Source organism: Akkermansia muciniphila (assembly GCF_002884975.1).
GTDB lineage: Bacteria > Verrucomicrobiota > Verrucomicrobiia > Verrucomicrobiales > Akkermansiaceae > Akkermansia > Akkermansia muciniphila_C.
Genome location: NZ_PJKB01000001.1, coordinates 103,089 through 123,431, shown reverse-complemented (window position 1 = coordinate 123,431; position 20,343 = coordinate 103,089). Strand labels below are relative to the sequence as shown.

Below are 20,343 nucleotides of genomic sequence, written 5' to 3'. Positions count from 1 at the left end.
GGGCCGCCATTATAATGCGGGTTGTGAAAAAATGTGAGATATGCTCTGCACCGGCAACGGTGTTCCTGACACAGATCATCAACGGGAAATCCACCAAATTCTGCCTCTGCGCCAAATGCGCCCAGGAGCGGGGCCTGCTGGACCCGGACGCCTTTGATCTGGCGGAGAAACTGTTCCCGAACCTTCAGGGGCAGTTCGGCAAGGAAGGAGCAGCGGACCCCGCCGCCCCCATTCCTGCCCTTCAGTCCCTCCCGCTCACAAGCTGCCCGATCTGCTCCTTCACCCTTCAGGATTACAAAAACGTGGGACGCCTGGGCTGCAGTGAATGCTACAACGTCTTTGAAGAAGAGATTCTCCCTCTTCTCGCCCAGATTCAGCCTGATTCCCACCATCACGGAAAGACGCCTGAAAGGGCGGAAAAACGCGAAACGGAAACCCACACCATCAGTGATCTGGAACAACAACTATCCCTGGCAGTAGCAAGAGAAGATTATGAACGCGCGGCCAAGCTCCGCGATCAAATCAAGCAATTGCGCACGCCGACCAATTAACCTACATGCTCTTTGACGACTTACTGAACAACCCCGCCAAATGGATGGTGGAATCACGGGATGAACACGACATCGTTCTGACCTCCCGCATCCGCCTGGCACGCAATCTGACCGCCACCCCCTTTCCCGGCTGGGCTACGCGCCAGCAGAGGGAAGACACGCTGAAGCTTACTTCCGGAGAAGCGCGCCAAATCCCCGTCATGAAGGGCGGGTACTACGCGGAACTCTCCGGACTTACCCAGCAGCAGAAGCAGCTGCTGGTGGAACGCCACCTCATTTCCCGGGAACTGGCCGCGCGCGCGGAAGGCTGCGCGGTGCTCATCTCACGCAGCCAGAACGCCAGCATCCTTTTCAATGAGGAGGACCACCTGCGCCTGCAGTACATCCTGCCCGGCATCCAGCTTAAAAAAGCATGGGGAGCCATCTCCAAGATAGATTCCGAGCTGGAAGCCAAGCTGCCGTACGCGTACAACACGCGGCTGGGGTACCTCACCGCCTGCCCCACCAACCTGGGCACGGGCATGAGGGCCTCCGTCATGATGCATTTGCCGGGCCTGGTCATCTCAGAACAGATGCAGCAGGTCGTCCAGGCGGCCGTGCAGCTTAACATCACCGTCCGCGGCCTGTACGGGGAAGGAACGGAAGCCACCGGCAACCTGTTCCAGATATCCAACCAGACCACGCTGGGAGACAGCGAAGACCAGATCGTGGAACGCATGACCCGCTTCACCTCAGACCTGGCCCATCAGGAATGGAACGCGCGCAGGCGGCTTCTCCAGGCCTCCTCCCTTCAGGTGAAAGACCGCGTTTCCCGCGCCTACGGCCTCCTGACCAACGCCACCCTGCTGTCCACGCAGGAGGCCCTGGGGCTGCTCTCCTTCCTCCGGATGGGAGCCTCCCTGGACATCTTTTCCCACCAGGCATTAAAAAACGTCAATAAAACCATACTGAACATTCAGCCGGCCCACCTGGCCCGCCTGTCAACCACGGACCAAACCACCCCGGAACACAGGGACCAGATCCGTGCGGACATTATCCGGAAGGAACTGTCCGGAGATTAATGCAACAATAAAACATCTTCATAAAACATGAACAACTTTACGCCTAGGGCGCAACAAGTGCTGGCGCACGCACGCCGGGAAGCGGACCGCTTCAATCATCATTACATAGGAACCGAACACCTGCTCCTTGGCCTGCTCAAGCTGGGCAAGGGCGTAGCAGTCACCATCCTGGAAAACCTGGGGGTGGAGCTTACCGCCGTGCGCAGGCAGGTGGAGGAACAAATAGGCCGGGGCACGGAACCCCAGGCCGAGGGCAACATCCCCTACACCCCCAGGGTGCGCAAGGTCCTGGCCATGGCGAACCGGGAAGCCCAGGAACTCAACCACACGTACGTGGGCACGGAGCACCTGCTCCTGGGCCTCATCCGGGACGGCGACGGCGTGGCCGGACAGATTCTGCGCCACTTCGGCGTGGACCTGGAACAGGCGCGCCGCGAGCTGCTGGACGTACTCACGCCCAAATACCAGATGGACGCGGATGAAGACAACATCATCCCGGATGACGATGACGACGAGGAGGAAAACGACTCCCCCGCCATCCCGGCGGATGAGCCTTCCTCCCCCTCCTTTTCCAGGCAGCAGAAGTCCAAGACGCCCGCTCTCCAGGCCTTCGGCCGGGACATGACCCAGCTCGCCAGGGACGGCAAGCTGGATCCCGTCATCGGCCGCGCCTCGGAAATCGAGCGCGTGATCCAGATCCTGTGCCGCAGGAACAAGAACAATCCCGTCCTGCTCGGTGAAGCCGGCGTGGGCAAGACCGCCATCGTGGAAGGGCTGGCCCAGGAAATAGCCCAGGGCCACGTCCCGGAACTCCTGCGCAGCAAGAGGGTCATCTCCCTGGACCTGGCGCTGATGGTGGCCGGCACCAAGTACCGCGGCCAGTTTGAAGAACGGCTCAAGGCCGTGATGGATGAAATACGCCGTGAAGGCAACGTCATCCTCTTCATTGACGAACTGCACACCATCGTGGGCGCGGGCTCCGCGGAAGGCTCCATGGACGCCTCCAACATCATCAAGCCCGCCCTCTCCCGCGGGGAGCTCCAGGCCATAGGCGCCACCACGCTCAATGAATACAGAAAGCACATTGAGAAAGACGCCGCCCTGGAACGCCGCTTCCAGCAGGTGCAGGTGGGGGAACCCTCCGTGGAGGATACCATCCAGATTCTGGCCGGCATCCAGCCCAAGTATGAGGAACACCACAAGGTGCATTATACGAAGGAAGCCATTGAAGCCTCGGCCAAGCTCTCCCACCGTTACCTGACGGGTCGGTTCCTGCCGGACAAGGCCATTGACATCCTGGATGAAGCCGGGGCCCGCAAGCGCGTCTCCCAGATGACGCGCCCGGACCACATCAGCGAGATGGAAGCCGGAATCGAGCAAATCAGGGAACGCAAGGACCAGGCCGTGGACGCCCAGCTCTTTGAGGACGCCGCCCGCCTCCGCGATGAGGAAAAACAGGCCAAGGCGGAACTCCAGAACATGCTGGACACCTGGCGCAACTCCTATGAGACCAATTACGTTCCCGTGACGGATGAAGACGTGATGAGCGTGCTTGCCAAATGGACCGGCATCCCGCTGGCCCGGATGGAGGAAAAGGAAACCACCAAGCTCCTGCGCATGGAGGAAGAACTGAAAAGCAAGGTCATCGGCCAGGACGAGGCGGCCTCCGCCATCGCCCGCGCCCTGCGGCGCAGCCGCGCGGACATCAAGGACCCGCGCCGCCCGATCGGCTCCTTCCTCTTCCTGGGGCCCACCGGGGTGGGCAAGACCTATCTGGCCCGCAACCTGGCGGAAATCATGTTCGGCACCGCGGACGCCCTGATCCAGGTGGACATGAGCGAGTACATGGAAAAACACACTACGTCCCGCCTCATTGGTTCGCCTCCCGGCTACGTAGGCCATGACGAAGGCGGCCAGCTCACGGAAGCCGTCCGGCGCAGGCCCTACTCCGTCATCCTCTTTGACGAAGTGGAAAAGGCCCACCCGGACGTCATGAACCTGTTGCTCCAGATTCTGGAGGAAGGCAGCGTGACGGACTCCCTGGGACGGAAGATCAACTTCCGCAACACCATCATCATCCTGACCTCCAACGTGGGGGCCGTCTCCGCCAAGAGGCAGAGCACCATGGGCTTCGGCGCCATGTCTGCCGACAGCGCGGATTACGCGGCCATGAAGGAAAAAATCCTGGAGGAAGCGCGCAAGCACTTCCGCCCGGAATTCCTGAACCGCTTTGATGACATCTCCGTCTTCCGCATGCTGGAACGGGATGACCTGGAACGCATCGTGAAGCTGGAAGCTGACAAGCTCATCTCCCGCCTCAAGACCAAGAACATCACGCTGGCCCTGAGTCCGGAAGCCCTGAGCCTGATCATCAAAAACGGCTACGATCCGCAGTACGGCGCGCGGCCCATGCGCCGCGCCATCGAACGGCTGCTGGAAGACCCGCTGGCGGAAGCCCTGCTGAGGGGCGACGTGAAGCCCGGCGACAAAATTGAAGCCGTGGAAACGGACGGGACGGAAACGCTCACCTTCCTGCACGTCAAGGACAAGGCGTCTCCGAAAGCCAAGACGCCCCGTAAAAGGACGCCCCGCAAGCCGAAGGCTGAATAACCCTACGGACAACCATTAAACAGGAACCCTCCGCATGAATCCATGCGGAGGGTTTTCTTTTTTGGAAGAAACGCCTCCCGGCCGCCGGAACAAGAAACCTCTCCGGCCATCAACAGGCCCCGTTCCCGCTTTTTAAATGGCGCGGATTTATAATCCGTTATGTATTAAATCCTCGTAACGGCCATCCCCTCCATATCCGCTTTCAATGATTAGGGAGGCATTCCATGGGAAAACGGAAAGTATTGGACAGCATCAGGACAATTTTTCCTGTCGGGGGAAATTTTAATAATGAAACGAACGTTTAACACAAGTGACTTGCTTTTAGAACTGAAGCTTGACTCCGGATTATAAATTCGCTACTTTTCCATGTCTAGAGAGGTGCACCATCATTTCCAATCACATATCTCATTGATAGCATGAAGAAGACATTATTCATTCTGGCAGCCATGGCGGCAGCGGCGGTTGCGGCTCAAGCTTCCACCGTTCTGATTTCGTTCGGGATTAATTCGGGCAATGGCACCGCCGTTGTGGATGGTACGTATCTGGGAGAATCCGGACAGAAAGTGAATAAAATCTCCACGGGCAGCTCCTCTTCCTACACTTCCGGAACACTGGTGACCAGCGGAGGCGACGCTACCGGCATCACCCTGACGACCGGCGGCGTCTGCTGCGGGAGCGGCGGCGTTCTGACGGATGCCACCGCCAAAGACTCCGCCCTGGGTCTGGGGAACAAGTTTTATGATATTTTCGGACAGGACATGTCCACCGGCAATCCGATGGGCGGCGTGGTCAACACAAGCGGGTCCGCCAACGCCAATTTCACGATGTCCCTGAACAACCTGTCCGCCGGCACCTACACGCTCACCATGCTGGTGGGACGCGGAAACAACTACGGCACGGGCAACACCTCCTCCTTCAGCATTGACGGCAGCGGCATCTCCAACATCTCCGCCAGCCTGGACGACTACTCCACAGGTTCCGGCGCTACGCTGAACGGCGCCACCGTCACGGGCAACACGCACACCGGGGACTGGATGGTGGTGACCTATACATTTGACGTGGCGGCGGATGGCACCCAGCTCAATATCCAGTCCCAGGGCGGAAGCGGCAGCATCAATGCCCTGGCCCTGGCCTCCGTTCCGGAACCGGCCACGGCCAGTCTCGGCCTGCTGGGCCTGAGCGTTCTGTTGATGCGCCGCAGACGGGCATAACCCTGTTGTTTCATCTTCATCAAGCTCCGGCCGTTTTTCTGCAACGGCTGGAGCTTGTTTATTTACCGGCCACTCTTCCGGACCGCTTTCGCACCCGTGCCTTTTACGTCAAAAATGCTCCGGAAACCGGCTCCAAACCCGGCATGACCGCACGCATGATGGCTCCCCGCACCAATAAAAAGGGCTGAGGGCTACATTTCAAACCGGTGCAGGTTTTCCAGATGGGAATACCCCATTTTCCTGAGGGTTTCCACAGCCTTGTCCGCCCGCTTGCCCGTACGGCAATACAGCAGAATTACGGCATTCTTATCCGGAAGCAGCTGCGGCGCGAGCTCTTCCAGTTCATCCACCGGAATATTCACAGCACCCTCCTTGTGGCCCGCGCGGTACTCCTCCGGGGTACGTACGTCCACCAGCAGAATTTCATGAGGGGTTCCAGCATCTGGAGACACCACCATGGCGGGGGCCGGGGGAACGCGTTCTGCGTTCCTCCCCTTCAGCCATACGAAAATGGCGGTCAGTCCGGTCACCATGACCACATAAAAAACCACGGTTTTCACGTTTCCAATTCACTAAACCGCAACGGCGGAATCAAGAAAAAACTCTTAACTTTTAACTCTTGCCTCTCAACTTTTCTTACTCTTCATCATCAAATACCACAGCCTGGGAAGCATAGCCGAAAGCAGGACTCCCCCACTCCACTACGTCCCCCGGCTTCAAATACTGCGGCGGATTCATCCCCATGCCCACGCCCGCCGGAGTCCCGGTGGATACCACATCCCCGGGCCACAGGGTCATGAAACGGGAAATATAGGCAAGCAACTCCGGCACAGGCCAGATCAGGCCGTCCGTATTGCCATGCTGGCGCACTTCCCCGTTCACCTTCAATTCCAGCGGAATGCCGGAGCCGTCCCCCAGCTCCTCCACGGAAATAAACGTGGGGCCCATGGGAGCAAAGCTGTCATAGCTCTTCCCCTTGGTCCACTGGCCGCCGTGCTCCAACTGGTTGGCCCGTTCGGAATAATCGCACATCAGGGTATAGCCGCTGATGGCCCGCGCGGCCTCCTCCGGGGAAGCGTTCTTCAGCACATTCTTAATCACTACGGCCAGTTCAATCTCATAATCCAGCTTGTCGCAGCCGGGGGGATATAAAACGACGTCACTGCAAGAGGTAATGGCAGAGGGCGATTTCAGGAAAATAGCGGGCTCCTGCACAGGATCGCCGTCAAACTCCTTCGCGTGAGCCGCATAACTCTTCCCCAGGCACACCAGCTTGGAGGGGGAACAGGGAAGCGCGGTATCAATCATCCAGTCAGGGTCCACAGCCTTGGCGGCGGGATTGTCCAAAAACGCCGCAATGCGCTTCATCTCCTCCCCGCAGGAATCCGTTTCCCCGCAAATGCAGGCATCCACCTCCGCAAAAACGGAATCCGCCACCAGGTACTCTCTGCGGCTTTCACTCCACAGGGCCATGATGCGTTCCGCCTGGTCATTCAGGTAAAATCTTATTTTCACCCTTTCACTGTACAGTTTTCCCCCTTTTACGCAAAGAACGGTTCCGTCATTCTTTACCCGGAGCGGCCTTCCGACGCCATCCCGCGCCCCTGTGGAGGAATGCAGCGCGTAGGGCTTGCCTTACCGGGGCAAAACACTATTATATGGGCACTTAATTATATCAATCCATGTCCGACCAAATCTACTTTTTTGACACTACCCTGCGCGATGGAGAACAATGCCCCGGAGCATCCATGAACCTACGCGAAAAGCTGGAAGTGGCGCGTCAGATGGAACGGCTGGGCATGGACGTGATCGAGGCGGGCTTCCCCTGCATTTCCGACGGTGACTTTGAAGCCGTGCACACCATCGCCCGTGAAATCAAAAAATGCCGCATCGCCGGACTGGCCCGCTGCGTGAAGGCGGACATTGAAGCGGCGGCCAGGGCCCTGGAACCTGCCGGGGACCGCGCACGCATCCACATCTTTCTGGCAACCAGCAAGCTGCACATGCAGTTCAAGCTAAAAAAGGCGGAAACGGAAATCCTGCGCATGGCAGCGGAAGGCGTATCCTACGCCAGGCAATTCGTGCAAGACGTGGAATTCTCCCCGGAAGACGCCTCCCGCACAGATCTGGACTTTCTGACCAAGGTGGTGGAAACCGTCATTGACGCCGGAGCCACCACCGTCAACATTCCGGACACCGTGGGCTACACCACGCCGGACGAATTCTACCGCATTATCCGCCACCTGAAGGAAAACGTGCCCAACATCGGCAAGGCCGTCATCTCCGTGCACTGCCACAATGACCTGGGCCTGGCCGTAGCCAATTCCCTGGCCGCCATCCGCGCCGGAGCCCGCCAGGTGGAAGGCACCATCAACGGCATTGGCGAACGCGCCGGAAACGTGGCCCTGGAAGAAGTTATCATGGCCCTGCGCACCCGCGCCGGACAGTTTGGCGACGTGACGGACAACATCAACACGCGTGAAATCGTCCGCACCTCCCGCATCGTGGCCCGCATGAGCGGCATGCAGGTGCAGCGTTCCAAGGCCATCGTGGGGGAAAACGCCTTTGCCCACTCCTCCGGCATCCACCAACACGGCATCCTCAACTGCCGGGAAACCTATGAAGTCATGGACCCGCAGGCGGTCGGCTGGGGGGCCACGGAGCTCCCGCTCACCAAGCACTCCGGACGCGCCGCCGTAAAGGCCAGGCTGGAACAGCTGGGCCATGTGCTCACGGAAGAGGAGGTCAATACGGTGTTTGAACGCTTTAAAAAAGTGGGCGATTCCAAAAAATTCGTTTATGACGACGACCTTTCCGCCATTGTAGACGACTCCCTGCATGCTTCCTCCGGCCTGTGGGAACTGGACTTCCTGCAATTCGTGGCAGGCAGCCACGCCCGGCCTACAGCTACGGTGGGACTGCTCAAGGAAGGCAAAAAGTTTGAAGACAGTTCCACGGGCAACGGAGCAGTGGACGCCGTCATCAAGGCCATTGAACGCATCACCAAGCGCAAAGGCACGCTGAAAGGCTACAGCGTCAACGCCGCCTCTGAAGGCAAGGACGCTCTGGGAGAAGTCACGGTGCACGTGGACTTCGGCCAGCCCAAGCCCATCGTGGGCAAGGGAGCCTCCACGGACGTCATTGAAGCCTCCGCCCGCGCCTACCTGAACGCGGTCAACCGCTCCATCCGCATGGAAAATATGCCCCAGCCCAACAATCTGGACGCAGGCGCCATCTGACCCGGAGCGCCCCGGTACGCATGTGCGAACGGGGCGCACCTCCGCACGGCGTCCGCAGGGCAGCTCCTACGGCTTGCTTTTCTCCTGCTTCCGTGCCATAAATTCCAAGCCTTTTACACCGTACAACCCCATGAAAGCAACACTACTCCTTCTCTGCCTGGCGTGCAGCGCGCTGGCAGCTCCTCCAACCAAAAAACAGCCGGAGCCGGCCAAACCGCTGCCTCCCCTGGAAAAAGCCTCCATTACCATTGACGGCCACCCGGAAAGCGTGGCGGCTGATGCGGAAGGCAACATTTACTTCACCTGCATCGGCGCCAAACTGGCGCCCACGGAAAAGGACAAGGACGGCTATCTGGGAGTGATCCCGCACGGCTCCACGGAACCTAAAAAAATCACGGACGTGGACACCCTGGACGCTCCCAAGGGGCTCTTGTACCAGGACGGCTTCCTGTACTGCACGGATGTGGACATGGTCTACAAGATAGACGCCAAAACCGGCACCATTGAGGGATATGTGGACTTGTCCCCCTCCCGCATGAAATTCCTCAATGACCTGGCGTTCATCAACGGCAGGCTCATGGTCTCCTCCACGGATACCAACCAGATCTTCTATGTGGACACAAACACCAGTTCCTACGGGGAGCTGGTCACCAAGCAGCCCATCTACAAGCCGAACGGCCTGGCCTGGGACCCGGAAAGAAAAGTCATCTACCTCTGCGAATATGCCACGGATGAAAAAGGCAAGCCCAGCGGCCGCCTGCTCTCCATCAACCCCGTCTCCCGGGAAGTCACGGAACTCTCCAAGGAACGGGGGCAGTATGACGGCCTGGCCTACCGTGACAACGCCCTTTACTACAGCGACTGGTCCAAGGACAAAAAACCGGAAGCCATCCGCAAACTGGACCTGAAAACGGGACGCTCCGCACCGGTGGCCACCGGCCCCATTGAAGGCACGGCGGACTTCATCCTGTATGACTCCATGATCGTGGCGCCGGGCATGACGGAAAAGAAAATCCACATCATGCCCATTGGCGGGAAAAAATAACCGGAACTATTCCGTTTTTACACCCTCTCCCGGTCCGCCAGTGGCATCTTCCCCGCTGGCGGCCTTTTTCAATTTACGGCTTGAAGTACACCGGGGATGCGTTTAGTTAATGGAGATATGAGCAAGATTTCAGACCAAATCATGGAAGGGATGAAAACCGCCATGAGGGCAAAAGACTCCGTCACTCTCAATACCCTGCGCGCCCTCAAGACGGCCCTGACGAACGCGGGCATCGCCAAGGGAGGCCTGGGCACTCCTCTGGAGGAGGCGGAAGAACTGGCTGTGGTCCGCAAGCAAATCAAGCAGCGTGAAGACTCTACGGAACAATTCCGGTCCGCCGGGCGTCCGGAACTGGCTGACAAGGAGGAAGCGGAAATCACCGTTCTCAAGCAATTCATGCCTGCCGAGCTTACCGCGGAGGAAACGGCTGCCATTCTGGAAGACGTGATGAAGGAAACGGGAGCCAGCGCCAAAAAGGACATGGGCCAGGTTATGAAACTCATGCAGGAACGCACCGCCGGGCGGGTCAACGGCAAGGAACTGGCCCGGATGGTATCAGCCAGGCTCTCATGAAAGGCTGCGCCGCCATCATCGTAGCGGCCGGGTCCTCCCGGCGCGCCGGATTTGACAAGCTCCTGGCGCCCCTGCACGGCGTCAAGGTGCTGGAACGCAGTATCCGGGCGTTTGCCGGCTGCCGGGAAATCACGGAAATCGTGGTGGTTTGCCCGGAAGAACGCTTCCGCGCCATTAATGCCGCGGACATGGAGACGGAAGTGCCCGTCACCCGCGTGGACGGCGGCGGCGAACGGCATGAATCCGTAAAGAACGGCCTGGCAGCCCTGCTTTACGTGCCCCGGCTCGTAGCCGTGCACGACGGCGCGCGCCCCCTCATTACGGCGGAGCAAATCTCCCGATGCATCCAGACTGCCAGGGAATGTGGAGCTGCCGCTTCAGCACACCCCGTGACGGACACCTTGAAACGCGCGGATGAAGAACGCTTCACGCTTCCGGAACAGGTGGACCGGGAAGGACTGTGGTGCATGGAAACACCGCAGGTCTTTCAATACCCGCTGCTCCTGGACGCCTATGCGGCAGTCACGGAACGGAACATGAAGGTAACTGATGAAGTCACCGCCCTCCAGCTCATCGGCCACCCCACCCGGCTGGTGCACAACCATGGGCCCAATCCCAAGATCACCTGGCCGGAAGACATTTCCTACGCTGAAATGCTGCTGGAACTCAAGCACCGCCGCAATACCCTATGACCAGCCTCCTGTGTACACAACCCCGCACCGTCCTTATTCTGGGAACGGGCTATCTGGGAAAAGCCCTGGCGGAAAGCCTGCGGAAAGCCGGCCATACGGCCCTGACGGCGGACATAGACACACAGCGGGCCATTTATGAGGCGGACGTCACGGACGCAGACTCCATGCGCAGCCTGGCCGCCCGCACTCCCTCCCCGGACATCATCGTCATGTGCGCCAGCACCCGCGGGGGTGGCGAGGATGCCTACCGCAGCCTCTACATCCGTGGAACGCAAAACACGCTGGAAGCCTTCCCCGGAAAACCGGTCATCTTCTGTTCCAGCACCTCCGTCTACGGCATCACGGACGGACGCTGGATTACGGAGGAACACAACGTCTATCCCGCCTCCGGAAAAAGCGGCCTTCTCATTCAGGCGGAACAGGCGGTTCTGGCCGCCGGAGGAACCGTCGTCCGGCTGGGGGCCCTGTACGGTCCGGACCGTTGCGTGCTTGTCTCCCAATACTGTACGAAAGGCACCGCCCTCCCCGGGGATATGGACAGGTGGATCAACTACATCCACCGGGATGACGCCGTGGGCGCCCTGCACCTGCTCTGCACGCTCCGTGAACCGCCCTCCGGCATTTACAACCTGACGGACCGCACCCCCATGCAGCTGGGAGAAATCTACTCTTACCTCTCCGGACTGCTGGGCAGGCCCGCTCCGCAGCCTGAACCGCTCCGGGCGGAAGCGCGCCGCGGCTTTTCCAACCAGAGAATCTCCTGCTCCCGCCTTCTGGCCCTGGGCTGGGAACCGCTCTACCCAAGCTTTGCAGACGGCGTGCATAATGTGCTGGAAGCGCTGGAAGAATAAAACCGGAGGGACTCCTCCATCCTCACGTCCCGAGCGGCTTTCCGGGAGAGAAGGAAAGGAAGGGCCAATGTGCTGAACAAATACCGGGGCAAGCGTGGCGCCGGGCAAGCCGTCCCGGCAGCCTTTGACTCTCCCCTTTCTTGACTTGCCGGGCGCGAACGGGCACAATCCTGCGCGCAATGCGTATCATCACAGGACTTCAACCCAGCGGCAAGCTCCACGTCGGCAACTACTTCGGAGCCATGGAACCGGCCGTCCGCATGCAGGAACGCGGAGACTCCTACTACTTTCTGGCGGACTACCACGCCATGAGCACCGTTCATGACGCGGCCGCCCTGCGGGAAAACTGCAAAAATCTGGCGACGGACTTTCTGGCCGTGGGCCTGGACCCTGAAAAATGCGTCTTCTTCCGCCAGTCCGCCGTACCGGAAGTCAATGAACTGGCGTGGATACTCGGCACCGTCTGCCCGGTGGGCCTGCTGGAACGCTGCCACTCCTACAAGGACAAGCTCGCCAAGGGTTTTTCCCCCAGCAACGCCCTCTTCACCTACCCCGTACTGATGGCGGCGGACATCCTGATGTATGACTCCGACCTGGTGCCTGTGGGCAAGGACCAGAAACAGCACCTGGAAGTCACCCGGGACCTGGCGGGCAAAATGAACGAACAATTCGGAGAAGGCACCTGCAAGCTGCCGGATGCGCTCATTGCGGAAAGCACGGCCATCGTGCCAGGGCTGGACGGCCAGAAAATGAGCAAAAGCTACAACAACACCCTCCCCATCTTCGGAGAGGAAAAAGCCGTCCGCAAGCTCATCATGAGAATCCCCACGGACTCCACCCCCGTGGAGGAACCCAAGTCCACGGAAGGCTCCATCATCCTCCAGCTTTACAAACTCTTTGCCTCCGCGGAAGGCTATGAAACCATGGTCCATGATTTCCAGAACGGCGGCTGCGGCTATGGCGACTTCAAAAAACGCCTCTTTGACGCGTATTGGGAATACTTCCGGACCGCGCGCGAGCGCAGGGCTGAACTGGAAGCCAGCCAGGACTACGTGCGCCAGGTGCTGGAAGACGGGGCCCGCAAGGCGCGGGAAACGGCCTCCGTGGTGCTGGACAGGGTGCGCCGGGCCGTAGGCCTGATCTGAACCGGGGCTGAAATGCCGGAGAACCCGGAGTGAAACACGTTTTTTAGTGGCATGGAAAAGCACGGAATGTTATACAGGAATATATGAAAAATATTCTGGTAGCCATTGATTTCTCCAACGCCACGGACGCCGTCATTCATCAGATCGGCAAACTGGCGTGCCCCAACGACAGCATCATCCACCTGCTCCACATTGTGGAACCCAGCATCTGTTATGAAGTCTCCGGCGTGCTGCCGGATGAAGTGCCCGTACCCGTCATGGACCAGACGGAGGAAAACGAGGTCATCTCCATCGCAAAAAACCATCTGAAAAAGACGGCGGAAAAACTCTCCCGGCTGACGGACGCCACCATCATCCAGGCAGTGGAAGACGAATTCGAAATCAGCGAGGCGGTCATCAACTACGCTGAAAAACACCACATTGACATGATCGTGGTGGGCAAGCACAACCACGGTTTTCTTTCCACCGTCTTTCTGGGCAGCGTAGCCAGCTCCGTCATGCGGAAATCCCCCGTGCCCGTCCTGGTGGTTCCCGTCACCAAGGAAGAACAATAGAAGCCGCCATCTGCACAAGATCCGTCCCATTTCATGATTACCATACTCTTTATAGGCGATGTGGTCGGCGAACCTGGCCGCACCGCCGTGAAGCACATGCTGCCGGAACTCAAAAGGAAGCACGGGGCGGACTTCATCATCGTCAACGGAGAAAACGCGGCCGCCGGACGCGGCATCACCCCCCGGCTGGCGCAGGAGCTGCTGCATGCGGGAGTGGACGTCATCACGACAGGAGACCACGTCTGGGACCAGGTGGAACTGGCCCCGTGGCTGGACTCCGAGCCGCGTGTGCTGCGCCCCCTCAACTACCCCCGGGGCACGCCGGGGCACGGAAGCGTGGTGGTGGAAACACCCAGGGGGAAAATAGCCGTTATGCAGGTGCAGGGGCGCTCCTTCATCCAGCCCCCGCTTGAAAACCCCTTCCTCATCTCGGAAGCGGAAGCCAAAAGGCTGAGGGAGGAAGAAGGCGTCAACGTCATCTTTGTGGACATGCACGCGGAAACCACCAGTGAAAAAATCTCCACCGGATACAATCTGGACGGGCTTGTTTCCGCCGTTATCGGAACCCACACGCATGTGCAGACCGCGGATGAAACCATCCTGGAGCACGGCACGGCCTACCTGACGGACTCCGGCATGTGCGGCCCGGCCATTGGCGTTCTGGGCCGGGAAAAGGAACCCATCATCCAGCGCTTTCGTTCCTCCATGCCCGCCAAATTCCCCGTGGCCAACTGGCCTGTGCGTCTCTGCGGAGCCGTCGTGCAGGTGGATGAAACCACCGGCAAAGCCCTCAACATCGCCCGCATCAGCCAAATCGTGGAAAAACCGGCCTCCTGACCATGCCCACCGCCACAAACCATGAAGCCAGATTCGGCGGCATAGGCCGTCTGTACGGAACCAGCGGGCTGGACCTTCTCCGGAACTCCCGCATGGCCGTCATCGGCATTGGCGGCGTAGGCTCCTGGACGGCGGAAGCACTGGCGCGCTCCGGAGTAGGCACCATCATCCTGATGGACCTGGACGACCTCTGCATCACCAACACAAACCGGCAAATCCACGCGCTGGCGTCCACCATCGGCCAGTCCAAGACAGAAGCCATGGCCGCACGCATCAAGGAAATCAACCCGGAGGCGGAAATCATCTCCCTCAACAGCTTCTACACGGCCACCAACGCGGAAAAACTGCTGGAGACGAAACCGGACGTCATCATCGACGCCGTTGACTCCCTGGCGCCCAAGGCCCACCTCATTGCCTCCTGTTACCGCAGCAGGCAGCTCCTGGTCACTTGCGGCGGCGCGGGAGGGCGCGTCAACCCCGCCAAAATAGAAATAGCGGACCTCTCCCGCACCAAGGGAGACCCCCTGCTCTCCAGCCTGCGCTACAAGCTCAAAAAAGACTACGGCCTCCCGCTTGGGGAAAAAGCGCGCAAACTGAAAATCCCCTGCGTCTTCTCCCAGGAAACACCCGTGTACCCCACTTGTGACGGAGAAACCTCCTGCACGCGCGACCCGGAATTTCAGGGGAAAATGGGCTGTGACGCCGGGTTCGGCTCCGTCACGCACATCACTGGCACCTTCGGCTTCTTTGCGGCCTCCGCCGCCATTCAAACGTTCTTAAACAAAAAACAAACATCACCGCAACCATGAACAAACTCCTGCTTCCCCTGCTGGGGGCCGTCCTTCTTCCCGCCCTGACCCAGTGCAACTCCCTGGAAAAAGACATCGCCGGCATTAACGCCCGCAATGCGGAAATTGCCAGAGAGCCCAGGGGAAACTACTTCGTCGGCCGCCGCTACCATGTCCCGGCGACCCGCTTCTGGGGTTACCTGCGCCAGCCGGGCCAGACCTGGAGAACGGCTCAGCTCGTCATCATGGATGAAAGCTCCTGCCGCACTCCGGACCGCCTGCCGGAATACGCCGGGAACCCGCGCTATGCCTATGACAACAACTATGAATACAGGGTGTACGGCAAATACACGGGCAAATACGGTTACGAGCCCAACTCCAACCTGAAGCTGCCCATCTTCAAGCCGACCCGGTTCGAACCCATCGACACCAATCCCGGCTGGCTCTTCAAACCCTCGGAAAAATATGACACCAAGGCCGTCACCCTGCGTCCGGCCATCATGCCCGTGGCCACCTCCCTACCGGTCCGGTAAAAGAAGCCGCCTTCAAAAACGGAACCAGCAGGATAAAAAAGAAGAAAAAAGCTTGATCTATTCGCTTCCGTGCGCTAAAAACTCCCCGCCTTAAGGCACCCATGCTCGGGTGGCGGAATTGGTAGACGCGCTAGACTAAGGATCTAGTGTCGATAAGACGTAGGGGTTCGAGTCCCCTCTCGAGCACCATTCAATAACCCTCTTTAAGTGAAATGCTTGGAGAGGGTTTCTTGTTGGTAGGAGAGGAAGCCGGGAGCGTGCTTCCAGAGGCTGGGTCCAGTCTCCGACTTTGATAAAGGGTCCCGGTTCAGGAACGCGCATTCAGGGGAAAACCTCAAACGCCTTCGGCCACCAGGGCCAGGACTTCCTCGCGGGTCGGCATGGAGCGGATGGCCCCCTTGCGGGTCGTCACGATAGAAGCGGCGGCGTTGGCGAATAAAAGCATGTCCGCCAACTGTCCTTCCGTCAGGTTTTCCAGTCCCGTTTCCAGAACCCAGTCCAGGCAGGAACCAAAAAAGGCGTCTCCGGCTCCCGTTGTGTCAATGGTGTTGACCTTCAGGAACGTAGGCTGGTAAACCAGCTTGTCTCCACAGGAAGCCCAGCTGCCTTCCCTGCCCCCCGTCACGAGAATGAGGCGGAGATTGCGGAATTCCCTTTTCAGGGTATCCAGCCCTTCCTTCATGGAGGAGCACCCGGTGAGGAAGAGAAGTTCCTCCGTTTCTATTTTCATGACGCTGCACGCGCCGCAGCCGTAGAGCATTTGCTCCCGGGCCAGCTCCAGGCTGGGCCAGAGGGGAGGCCGGAGATTGGGATCAAAGGTGATAAGGGCCCCCTTTTCCCGGGCATGGCTGACGGCGTGCCTGGTAGCGCGCCGCACGTCGCCGTGCGTCATGGAGATGGTCCCGAAGTGGAATACGCGCGTGTTTTCCACCAGCACCATATCCACCTCTCCGGCGGTCAATTTCATGTCCGCGCCGGGATTGCGGTAAAAGGAAAAATCACGGTCGCCCTGTTCGTCAATCTGGACGAAGGCCAGGGTGGTGTTGACTTCCCGGGAAGAGACCAGCCCTGAGTCGTCAATGCCTTCCTCCTGAAGCGTGCGCCGGAGCATTTTCCCGAACATGTCATGCCCCACCTTGCCGATGAAGGCGGTCCTGCGCCCCAGCCTGGACAGCATGGAGAGGACGTTGCAGGGGGCTCCCCCCGGATTGGCCTGGTAAACGGGCAATTCCTGGGCGCTCACTCCGCAGGGGGTGAAGTCCACCAGCAGTTCTCCGAGGGCTACGACGTCATACATGCTTTTTCAAATGTTGAAGGTGGTTCTTCCGGCGGAAAGGAAAGCCGGGAGAGATAGTAAAGCATAGAACGCGCCGCCTGTTCCGGGAAAGGAAAAAGAGGTTCATTCCAGTCATGCCGGAAAGGGCGCGTTTCCGGCGTTTTCACCTTCCCTGAGTGAGCCGCGTCCAGGAGAAAATCCCGGATTTTTTCCGTAAACGCTCCCTGCGGCGCGTGATCAACGCGCCGGATATGGAAAAAGTCTGGCATATCCCTAACACCTGCCTCTCCGGAAATGCCCATTAGTATGAGACGGCAAATACCATACCTCATTTCAAGATGAAGAAGGAACTGAAACGACAGGGCAAGGCGAAGATTCCGGGGGCTCCCGTCCCCTATGACAGGACAACCATTCAACCGGGAATAGTCCATATAGGAGTGGGCAATTTCCACCGCGCGCATGAGGAGTTTTACACGAATCAGCTTCTGGGCATGGGCGGCCGTGATAAATGGGGGATTTCCGGAGTGGCCCTGCTGCCGCAGGACGAACCCCTTTACAAGGCGCTGAAGAGCCAGGACGGCCTTTACACGCTGACAGTCTGCGGCCGCGACGGCAAGGACGAGTTTTATGAGATAGGCTCCCTGGTGGATCTGGCATGGGGGCCGAAGGAGCCCGGAAAGGTAATCGACAGGATCGCGGACCCCCGGACTAAAATCATCACCCTGACCATTACGGAAGGGGGGTACAATCTGGATAAGGAGACCGGAGAGTTCATGCTCAACAGCAAGGACGTGAAACATGACCTGGAACACCCCGGCCATCCCCGTACGGTTTTCGGCTTTCTGGCCGCCGGATTGCGGAAGAGGAGCAAGGACGGCGCAGGCCCCGTAACCGTTCTATCCTGCGACAACCTCCAGCACAACGGGGACACGGCCCGGAAAGCGTTCACTTCCTTTATCAAGGTCCAGGACCCCGGACTGGCTCAGTGGGTGAAGAAGAACGTGACGTTCCCCAACAGCATGGTGGACCGCATCACGCCCGCCGTCACGCCGGACGACGTCAAACGGCTGGATGCGCAGAGCGGCGTGGAAGACGCCGCCCCCGTCTATTCGGAGGATTTCATCCAGTGGGTGATTGAGGATGATTTCATTGCCGGGCGCCCGGACTGGGAAGCCGTGGGCGTTGAGTTTACGGATGACGTTTCCGCTTATGAGAATATGAAGCTCAGCCTGCTGAACGCGTCCCATTCCCTGCTGTCCTACCCCGCCTTTCTGGCCGGGTACCGCCGGGTGGACGAGGCGGTAGGGGATGAACGGTTTGCCCGCTACCTGCGCCTTTTCATGGACCGGGACGCGGGCCCCTACGTTCCGCCGCCAGGGAACACGGATTTGGAGCTGTACAAGAAGACCCTGCTGGAACGCTTCGGCAACAAGGCGGTGAGCGACCAGATCAGCCGCTTGTGCTTTGACGGCGTTTCCAAGATTCCCGTGTATGTGATGCCCGTTTTAACGAAGATGATCAGGGACGGCGCCGACCTGGAACGCCTGGCGTTTTTCGTGGCCGCCTACCGCCATTACCTGAAGCACGGGAAGGACGACCGGGGCCAGGCTTATGAAGTGAACGAGCCCTGGCTGACCAAAGAGGACCGGAAGCTGATCGCCAGTGACGACCCGCTGGATTTCCTCGCCCTCTCCCCCTTCCGGAGCACGGATTTGAAGGCGGCGGACAAGTTCGTCAGCCAGTACCTGGGCATGGTGGAGAAGCTTGAAAAAGACGGCGTGCTCCCCGTTCTGGAAAAATTGGTTCTTCCGTAGTCATACAATCCTTCATGCAGCCCGGCTCCTGTTCCGGGCTGCATGAAGACACCTTCCCGGTCTTTTCCTTTCTGCAGCATTTTCACCTCTCACCCTCCCCATGGAAACACAACCGCATTCACGCCTGGGCCCCTTCCTTGCCCTGACCTTCATTTATTTCCTTGTCGGGTTCCTGTCCACCGTGAACGGCCAGTTCCAGGGGCCTTTGCAAAGCGCCTTCCTGTCGGACGCCGGCGCTTTGAAAAACACGTTCATCACGCTGATTCCCTTTTTCTTTTTCCTGGCGTACCTGGTGAACGGAAACATCGCCTCCCGCTGGATCAACCGCTACGGCTATAAGACGACGCTGATACGGGGGCTCCTGTTCATGGTGCTCGGGCTGGCCGTCTTTTTCCTGTCCGCATGGTTCACCGTCCAGTTCGAGGACCTGCGCACGACGATCGCCGGGGCCAGCATTCCCTACGGCTATTTTATTTTTCTGGCGGGGTCCTATGCCATGGGCACCTCCGCCACGATTTTGCAGGTCGTCATCAACCCCTACGTGACGTCCTATGAATTGAAGGGAACGCAGCCCGTCCAGCGCCTCAACATCGTCTGCGCCGTGAATTCCTTCGGAACGACGATCGCGCCGTTTTTCGTGACCGGCATCCTGTTTGCCGGTCTGCCCATGGAGAGCGTCCACGTGCGGCAGTTGATGCTCCCCCTGCTCATCCTGGGCGTCCTCATTGCGCTGGTCACCCTGATGACGAAGCGCCTTTACCTGCCCAACATCCGGGACACGACGGCCGGAGAAGGAGAAAAGCTGGAACGCAGCATCTGGTCCTTCCGGCATCTGACATTGGGCGTGATCGCCATTTTCTTTTATGTGGGCGCGGAGGTGTCCGTGGGCATCAACGTGAACTTGCACGCCCTGGAGCTCAGCAATTCGGATGAACCGCTGCTGTTCCTGGGCTCCAGCAACCTGGTGGTGTGGGGGGTGGACCTGGGCATTCCGGCCCTGCTGGCCTCCCTGTACTGGGGCGGCCTGATGGTGGGGCGCATCGTTTCCAGCTGGCTGAACCATATCTCCCCCCGCGTCCAGTTGACGGTGGCGACCTCTGCGGCGGCCATCCTGACGCTGGTTGCCATTTACACCCATAACCTGTGGGTGCTGGTTTCCGTAGGGTTGTTCCATTCCGTCATGTGGGGCTGTATTTTCACGCTCGCCACCGTAGGACTGAAAAAATACACCGCCAAGGCTTCCGGCATTTTCATGATGGGCGTGTTCGGCGGCGCCGTTTTCCCCTTCCTCCAGGGAGCTCTGACGGACGCGCTGGGAAGCTGGCGCTGGTCATGGATGCTTGTCTTCCTCTGTGAGCTGGTCATGCTTGCCTATGCCCTTGCGGGTTCCCGCGTCAGGAAAGAAGACCTGCTGGAAGGAACGGACTGAATAAGGCCGGCCCCGTCCGGCTCCATCCGGAGACTTTGCTCTCACCCATGGATTCCTTTTCCGGAGGGAGAAGCCGGTCCGGCGGAACAGCCCGTCCCATACTCCGGAAAGTTGATTTTCCATCAGGGAAGACC

General features: G+C 59.2%; 20 protein-coding genes and 1 tRNA gene. 17 read left to right on the top strand and 4 right to left on the bottom strand.

The window, feature by feature from the left end:
* Positions 1–59 precede the first annotated feature (59 nt).
* The 4 genes from CXU21_RS00580 (at position 60) to CXU21_RS00565 (ending at position 5,433) form a co-directional block, all read left to right on the top strand.
* On the top strand, positions 60–551 hold the full coding sequence (locus CXU21_RS00580) for a UvrB/UvrC motif-containing protein (RefSeq protein WP_180972376.1): 492 nt from the start codon (positions 60–62) through the stop codon (positions 549–551).
* A gap of 5 nt (positions 552–556) precedes the next feature.
* Entirely contained in the window at positions 557–1,612 is a 1,056-nt protein-coding gene (locus tag CXU21_RS00575) for a protein arginine kinase (protein ID WP_102713569.1), read from the top strand.
* Between the two features lie 27 nt (positions 1,613–1,639).
* Entirely contained in the window at positions 1,640–4,222 is a 2,583-nt protein-coding gene (locus CXU21_RS00570) for an ATP-dependent Clp protease ATP-binding subunit (protein WP_102713571.1), read from the top strand.
* A 416-nt stretch (positions 4,223–4,638) separates the two neighbouring features.
* The gene (locus CXU21_RS00565) at positions 4,639–5,433 is read left to right on the top strand and encodes a PEP-CTERM sorting domain-containing protein (RefSeq protein WP_102724643.1); all 795 of its coding nucleotides are present in this window, start codon (positions 4,639–4,641) and stop codon (positions 5,431–5,433) included.
* A 191-nt stretch (positions 5,434–5,624) separates the two neighbouring features.
* On the opposite strand, the gene CXU21_RS00555 is transcribed toward CXU21_RS00565, so the two are convergent.
* Both CXU21_RS00555 and CXU21_RS00550 read right to left on the bottom strand, forming a co-directional pair.
* Positions 5,625–5,993: a rhodanese-like domain-containing protein gene (locus tag CXU21_RS00555; protein ID WP_219723138.1), complete on the bottom strand. Its 369-nt coding sequence runs from the start codon at positions 5,991–5,993 to the stop codon at positions 5,625–5,627.
* A gap of 76 nt (positions 5,994–6,069) precedes the next feature.
* Entirely contained in the window at positions 6,070–6,948 is an 879-nt protein-coding gene (locus CXU21_RS00550) for a fumarylacetoacetate hydrolase family protein (RefSeq protein WP_102724641.1), read from the bottom strand.
* A gap of 167 nt (positions 6,949–7,115) precedes the next feature.
* On the opposite strand from CXU21_RS00550, the gene CXU21_RS00545 reads away from it, so the two are divergent.
* The 11 genes from CXU21_RS00545 to CXU21_RS00495 all read left to right on the top strand — a co-directional run bounded on the left by CXU21_RS00545 (position 7,116) and on the right by CXU21_RS00495 (position 15,879).
* Positions 7,116–8,672 carry a 2-isopropylmalate synthase gene (locus CXU21_RS00545; RefSeq protein WP_102724640.1) on the top strand — a complete coding sequence of 519 codons (1,557 nt, stop codon included), beginning with the start codon at positions 7,116–7,118 and terminating at the stop codon, positions 8,670–8,672.
* Between the two features lie 130 nt (positions 8,673–8,802).
* Positions 8,803–9,717: an SMP-30/gluconolactonase/LRE family protein gene (locus tag CXU21_RS00540; protein WP_146016871.1), complete on the top strand. Its 915-nt coding sequence runs from the start codon at positions 8,803–8,805 to the stop codon at positions 9,715–9,717.
* A 117-nt stretch (positions 9,718–9,834) separates the two neighbouring features.
* Positions 9,835–10,290: a GatB/YqeY domain-containing protein gene (locus CXU21_RS00535; protein ID WP_257996539.1), complete on the top strand. Its 456-nt coding sequence runs from the start codon at positions 9,835–9,837 to the stop codon at positions 10,288–10,290.
* Positions 10,287–10,982: a 2-C-methyl-D-erythritol 4-phosphate cytidylyltransferase gene (gene ispD, locus CXU21_RS00530; protein WP_102724638.1), complete on the top strand. Its 696-nt coding sequence runs from the start codon at positions 10,287–10,289 to the stop codon at positions 10,980–10,982. Before CXU21_RS00535 ends, ispD begins: the two co-directional genes overlap by 4 nt.
* Complete coding sequence (locus CXU21_RS00525; protein ID WP_102724637.1) at positions 10,979–11,833, top strand: NAD-dependent epimerase/dehydratase family protein; 855 nt, start codon at positions 10,979–10,981, stop codon at positions 11,831–11,833. The genes ispD and CXU21_RS00525 overlap by 4 nt, the downstream gene beginning before the upstream one ends.
* 179 nt (positions 11,834–12,012) lie before the next feature.
* Positions 12,013–12,978, top strand: coding sequence for a tryptophan--tRNA ligase (trpS, locus tag CXU21_RS00520; RefSeq protein ID WP_102713587.1), 966 nt, complete (start codon positions 12,013–12,015; stop codon positions 12,976–12,978).
* A gap of 83 nt (positions 12,979–13,061) precedes the next feature.
* On the top strand, positions 13,062–13,532 hold the full coding sequence (locus CXU21_RS00515) for a universal stress protein (protein WP_102713589.1): 471 nt from the start codon (positions 13,062–13,064) through the stop codon (positions 13,530–13,532).
* Between the two features lie 33 nt (positions 13,533–13,565).
* Positions 13,566–14,369 (top strand): TIGR00282 family metallophosphoesterase, encoded by an 804-nt coding sequence (locus CXU21_RS00510; RefSeq protein ID WP_102724636.1) that lies wholly within the window; start codon positions 13,566–13,568, stop codon positions 14,367–14,369.
* 2 nt (positions 14,370–14,371) lie between these two features.
* Positions 14,372–15,178: a tRNA threonylcarbamoyladenosine dehydratase gene (locus CXU21_RS00505; protein WP_102724635.1), complete on the top strand. Its 807-nt coding sequence runs from the start codon at positions 14,372–14,374 to the stop codon at positions 15,176–15,178.
* Positions 15,175–15,690 carry a hypothetical protein gene (locus CXU21_RS00500; RefSeq protein WP_102724634.1) on the top strand — a complete coding sequence of 172 codons (516 nt, stop codon included), beginning with the start codon at positions 15,175–15,177 and terminating at the stop codon, positions 15,688–15,690. The genes CXU21_RS00505 and CXU21_RS00500 overlap by 4 nt, the downstream gene beginning before the upstream one ends.
* 103 nt (positions 15,691–15,793) lie before the next feature.
* Positions 15,794–15,879 (top strand) — tRNA-Leu (locus tag CXU21_RS00495).
* Between the two features lie 145 nt (positions 15,880–16,024).
* Here the strand turns inward: CXU21_RS00495 and CXU21_RS00490 are convergent.
* Together CXU21_RS00490 and CXU21_RS12265 are read right to left on the bottom strand one after the other, a co-directional pair.
* The gene (locus tag CXU21_RS00490; RefSeq protein ID WP_102724633.1) at positions 16,025–16,987 is read right to left on the bottom strand and encodes a PfkB family carbohydrate kinase; all 963 of its coding nucleotides are present in this window, start codon (positions 16,985–16,987) and stop codon (positions 16,025–16,027) included.
* Positions 16,972–17,268, bottom strand: coding sequence for a hypothetical protein (locus CXU21_RS12265; protein ID WP_102713661.1), 297 nt, complete (start codon positions 17,266–17,268; stop codon positions 16,972–16,974). Before CXU21_RS12265 ends, CXU21_RS00490 begins: the two co-directional genes overlap by 16 nt.
* Before the next feature lie 36 nt (positions 17,269–17,304).
* On the opposite strand from CXU21_RS12265, the gene CXU21_RS00485 reads away from it, so the two are divergent.
* The gene (locus tag CXU21_RS00485) at positions 17,305–18,780 is read left to right on the top strand and encodes a mannitol dehydrogenase family protein (protein WP_102724632.1); all 1,476 of its coding nucleotides are present in this window, start codon (positions 17,305–17,307) and stop codon (positions 18,778–18,780) included.
* A gap of 100 nt (positions 18,781–18,880) precedes the next feature.
* On the top strand, positions 18,881–20,209 hold the full coding sequence (locus CXU21_RS00480; RefSeq protein ID WP_102724631.1) for an MFS transporter: 1,329 nt from the start codon (positions 18,881–18,883) through the stop codon (positions 20,207–20,209).
* Positions 20,210–20,343: the final 134 nt, after the last annotated feature.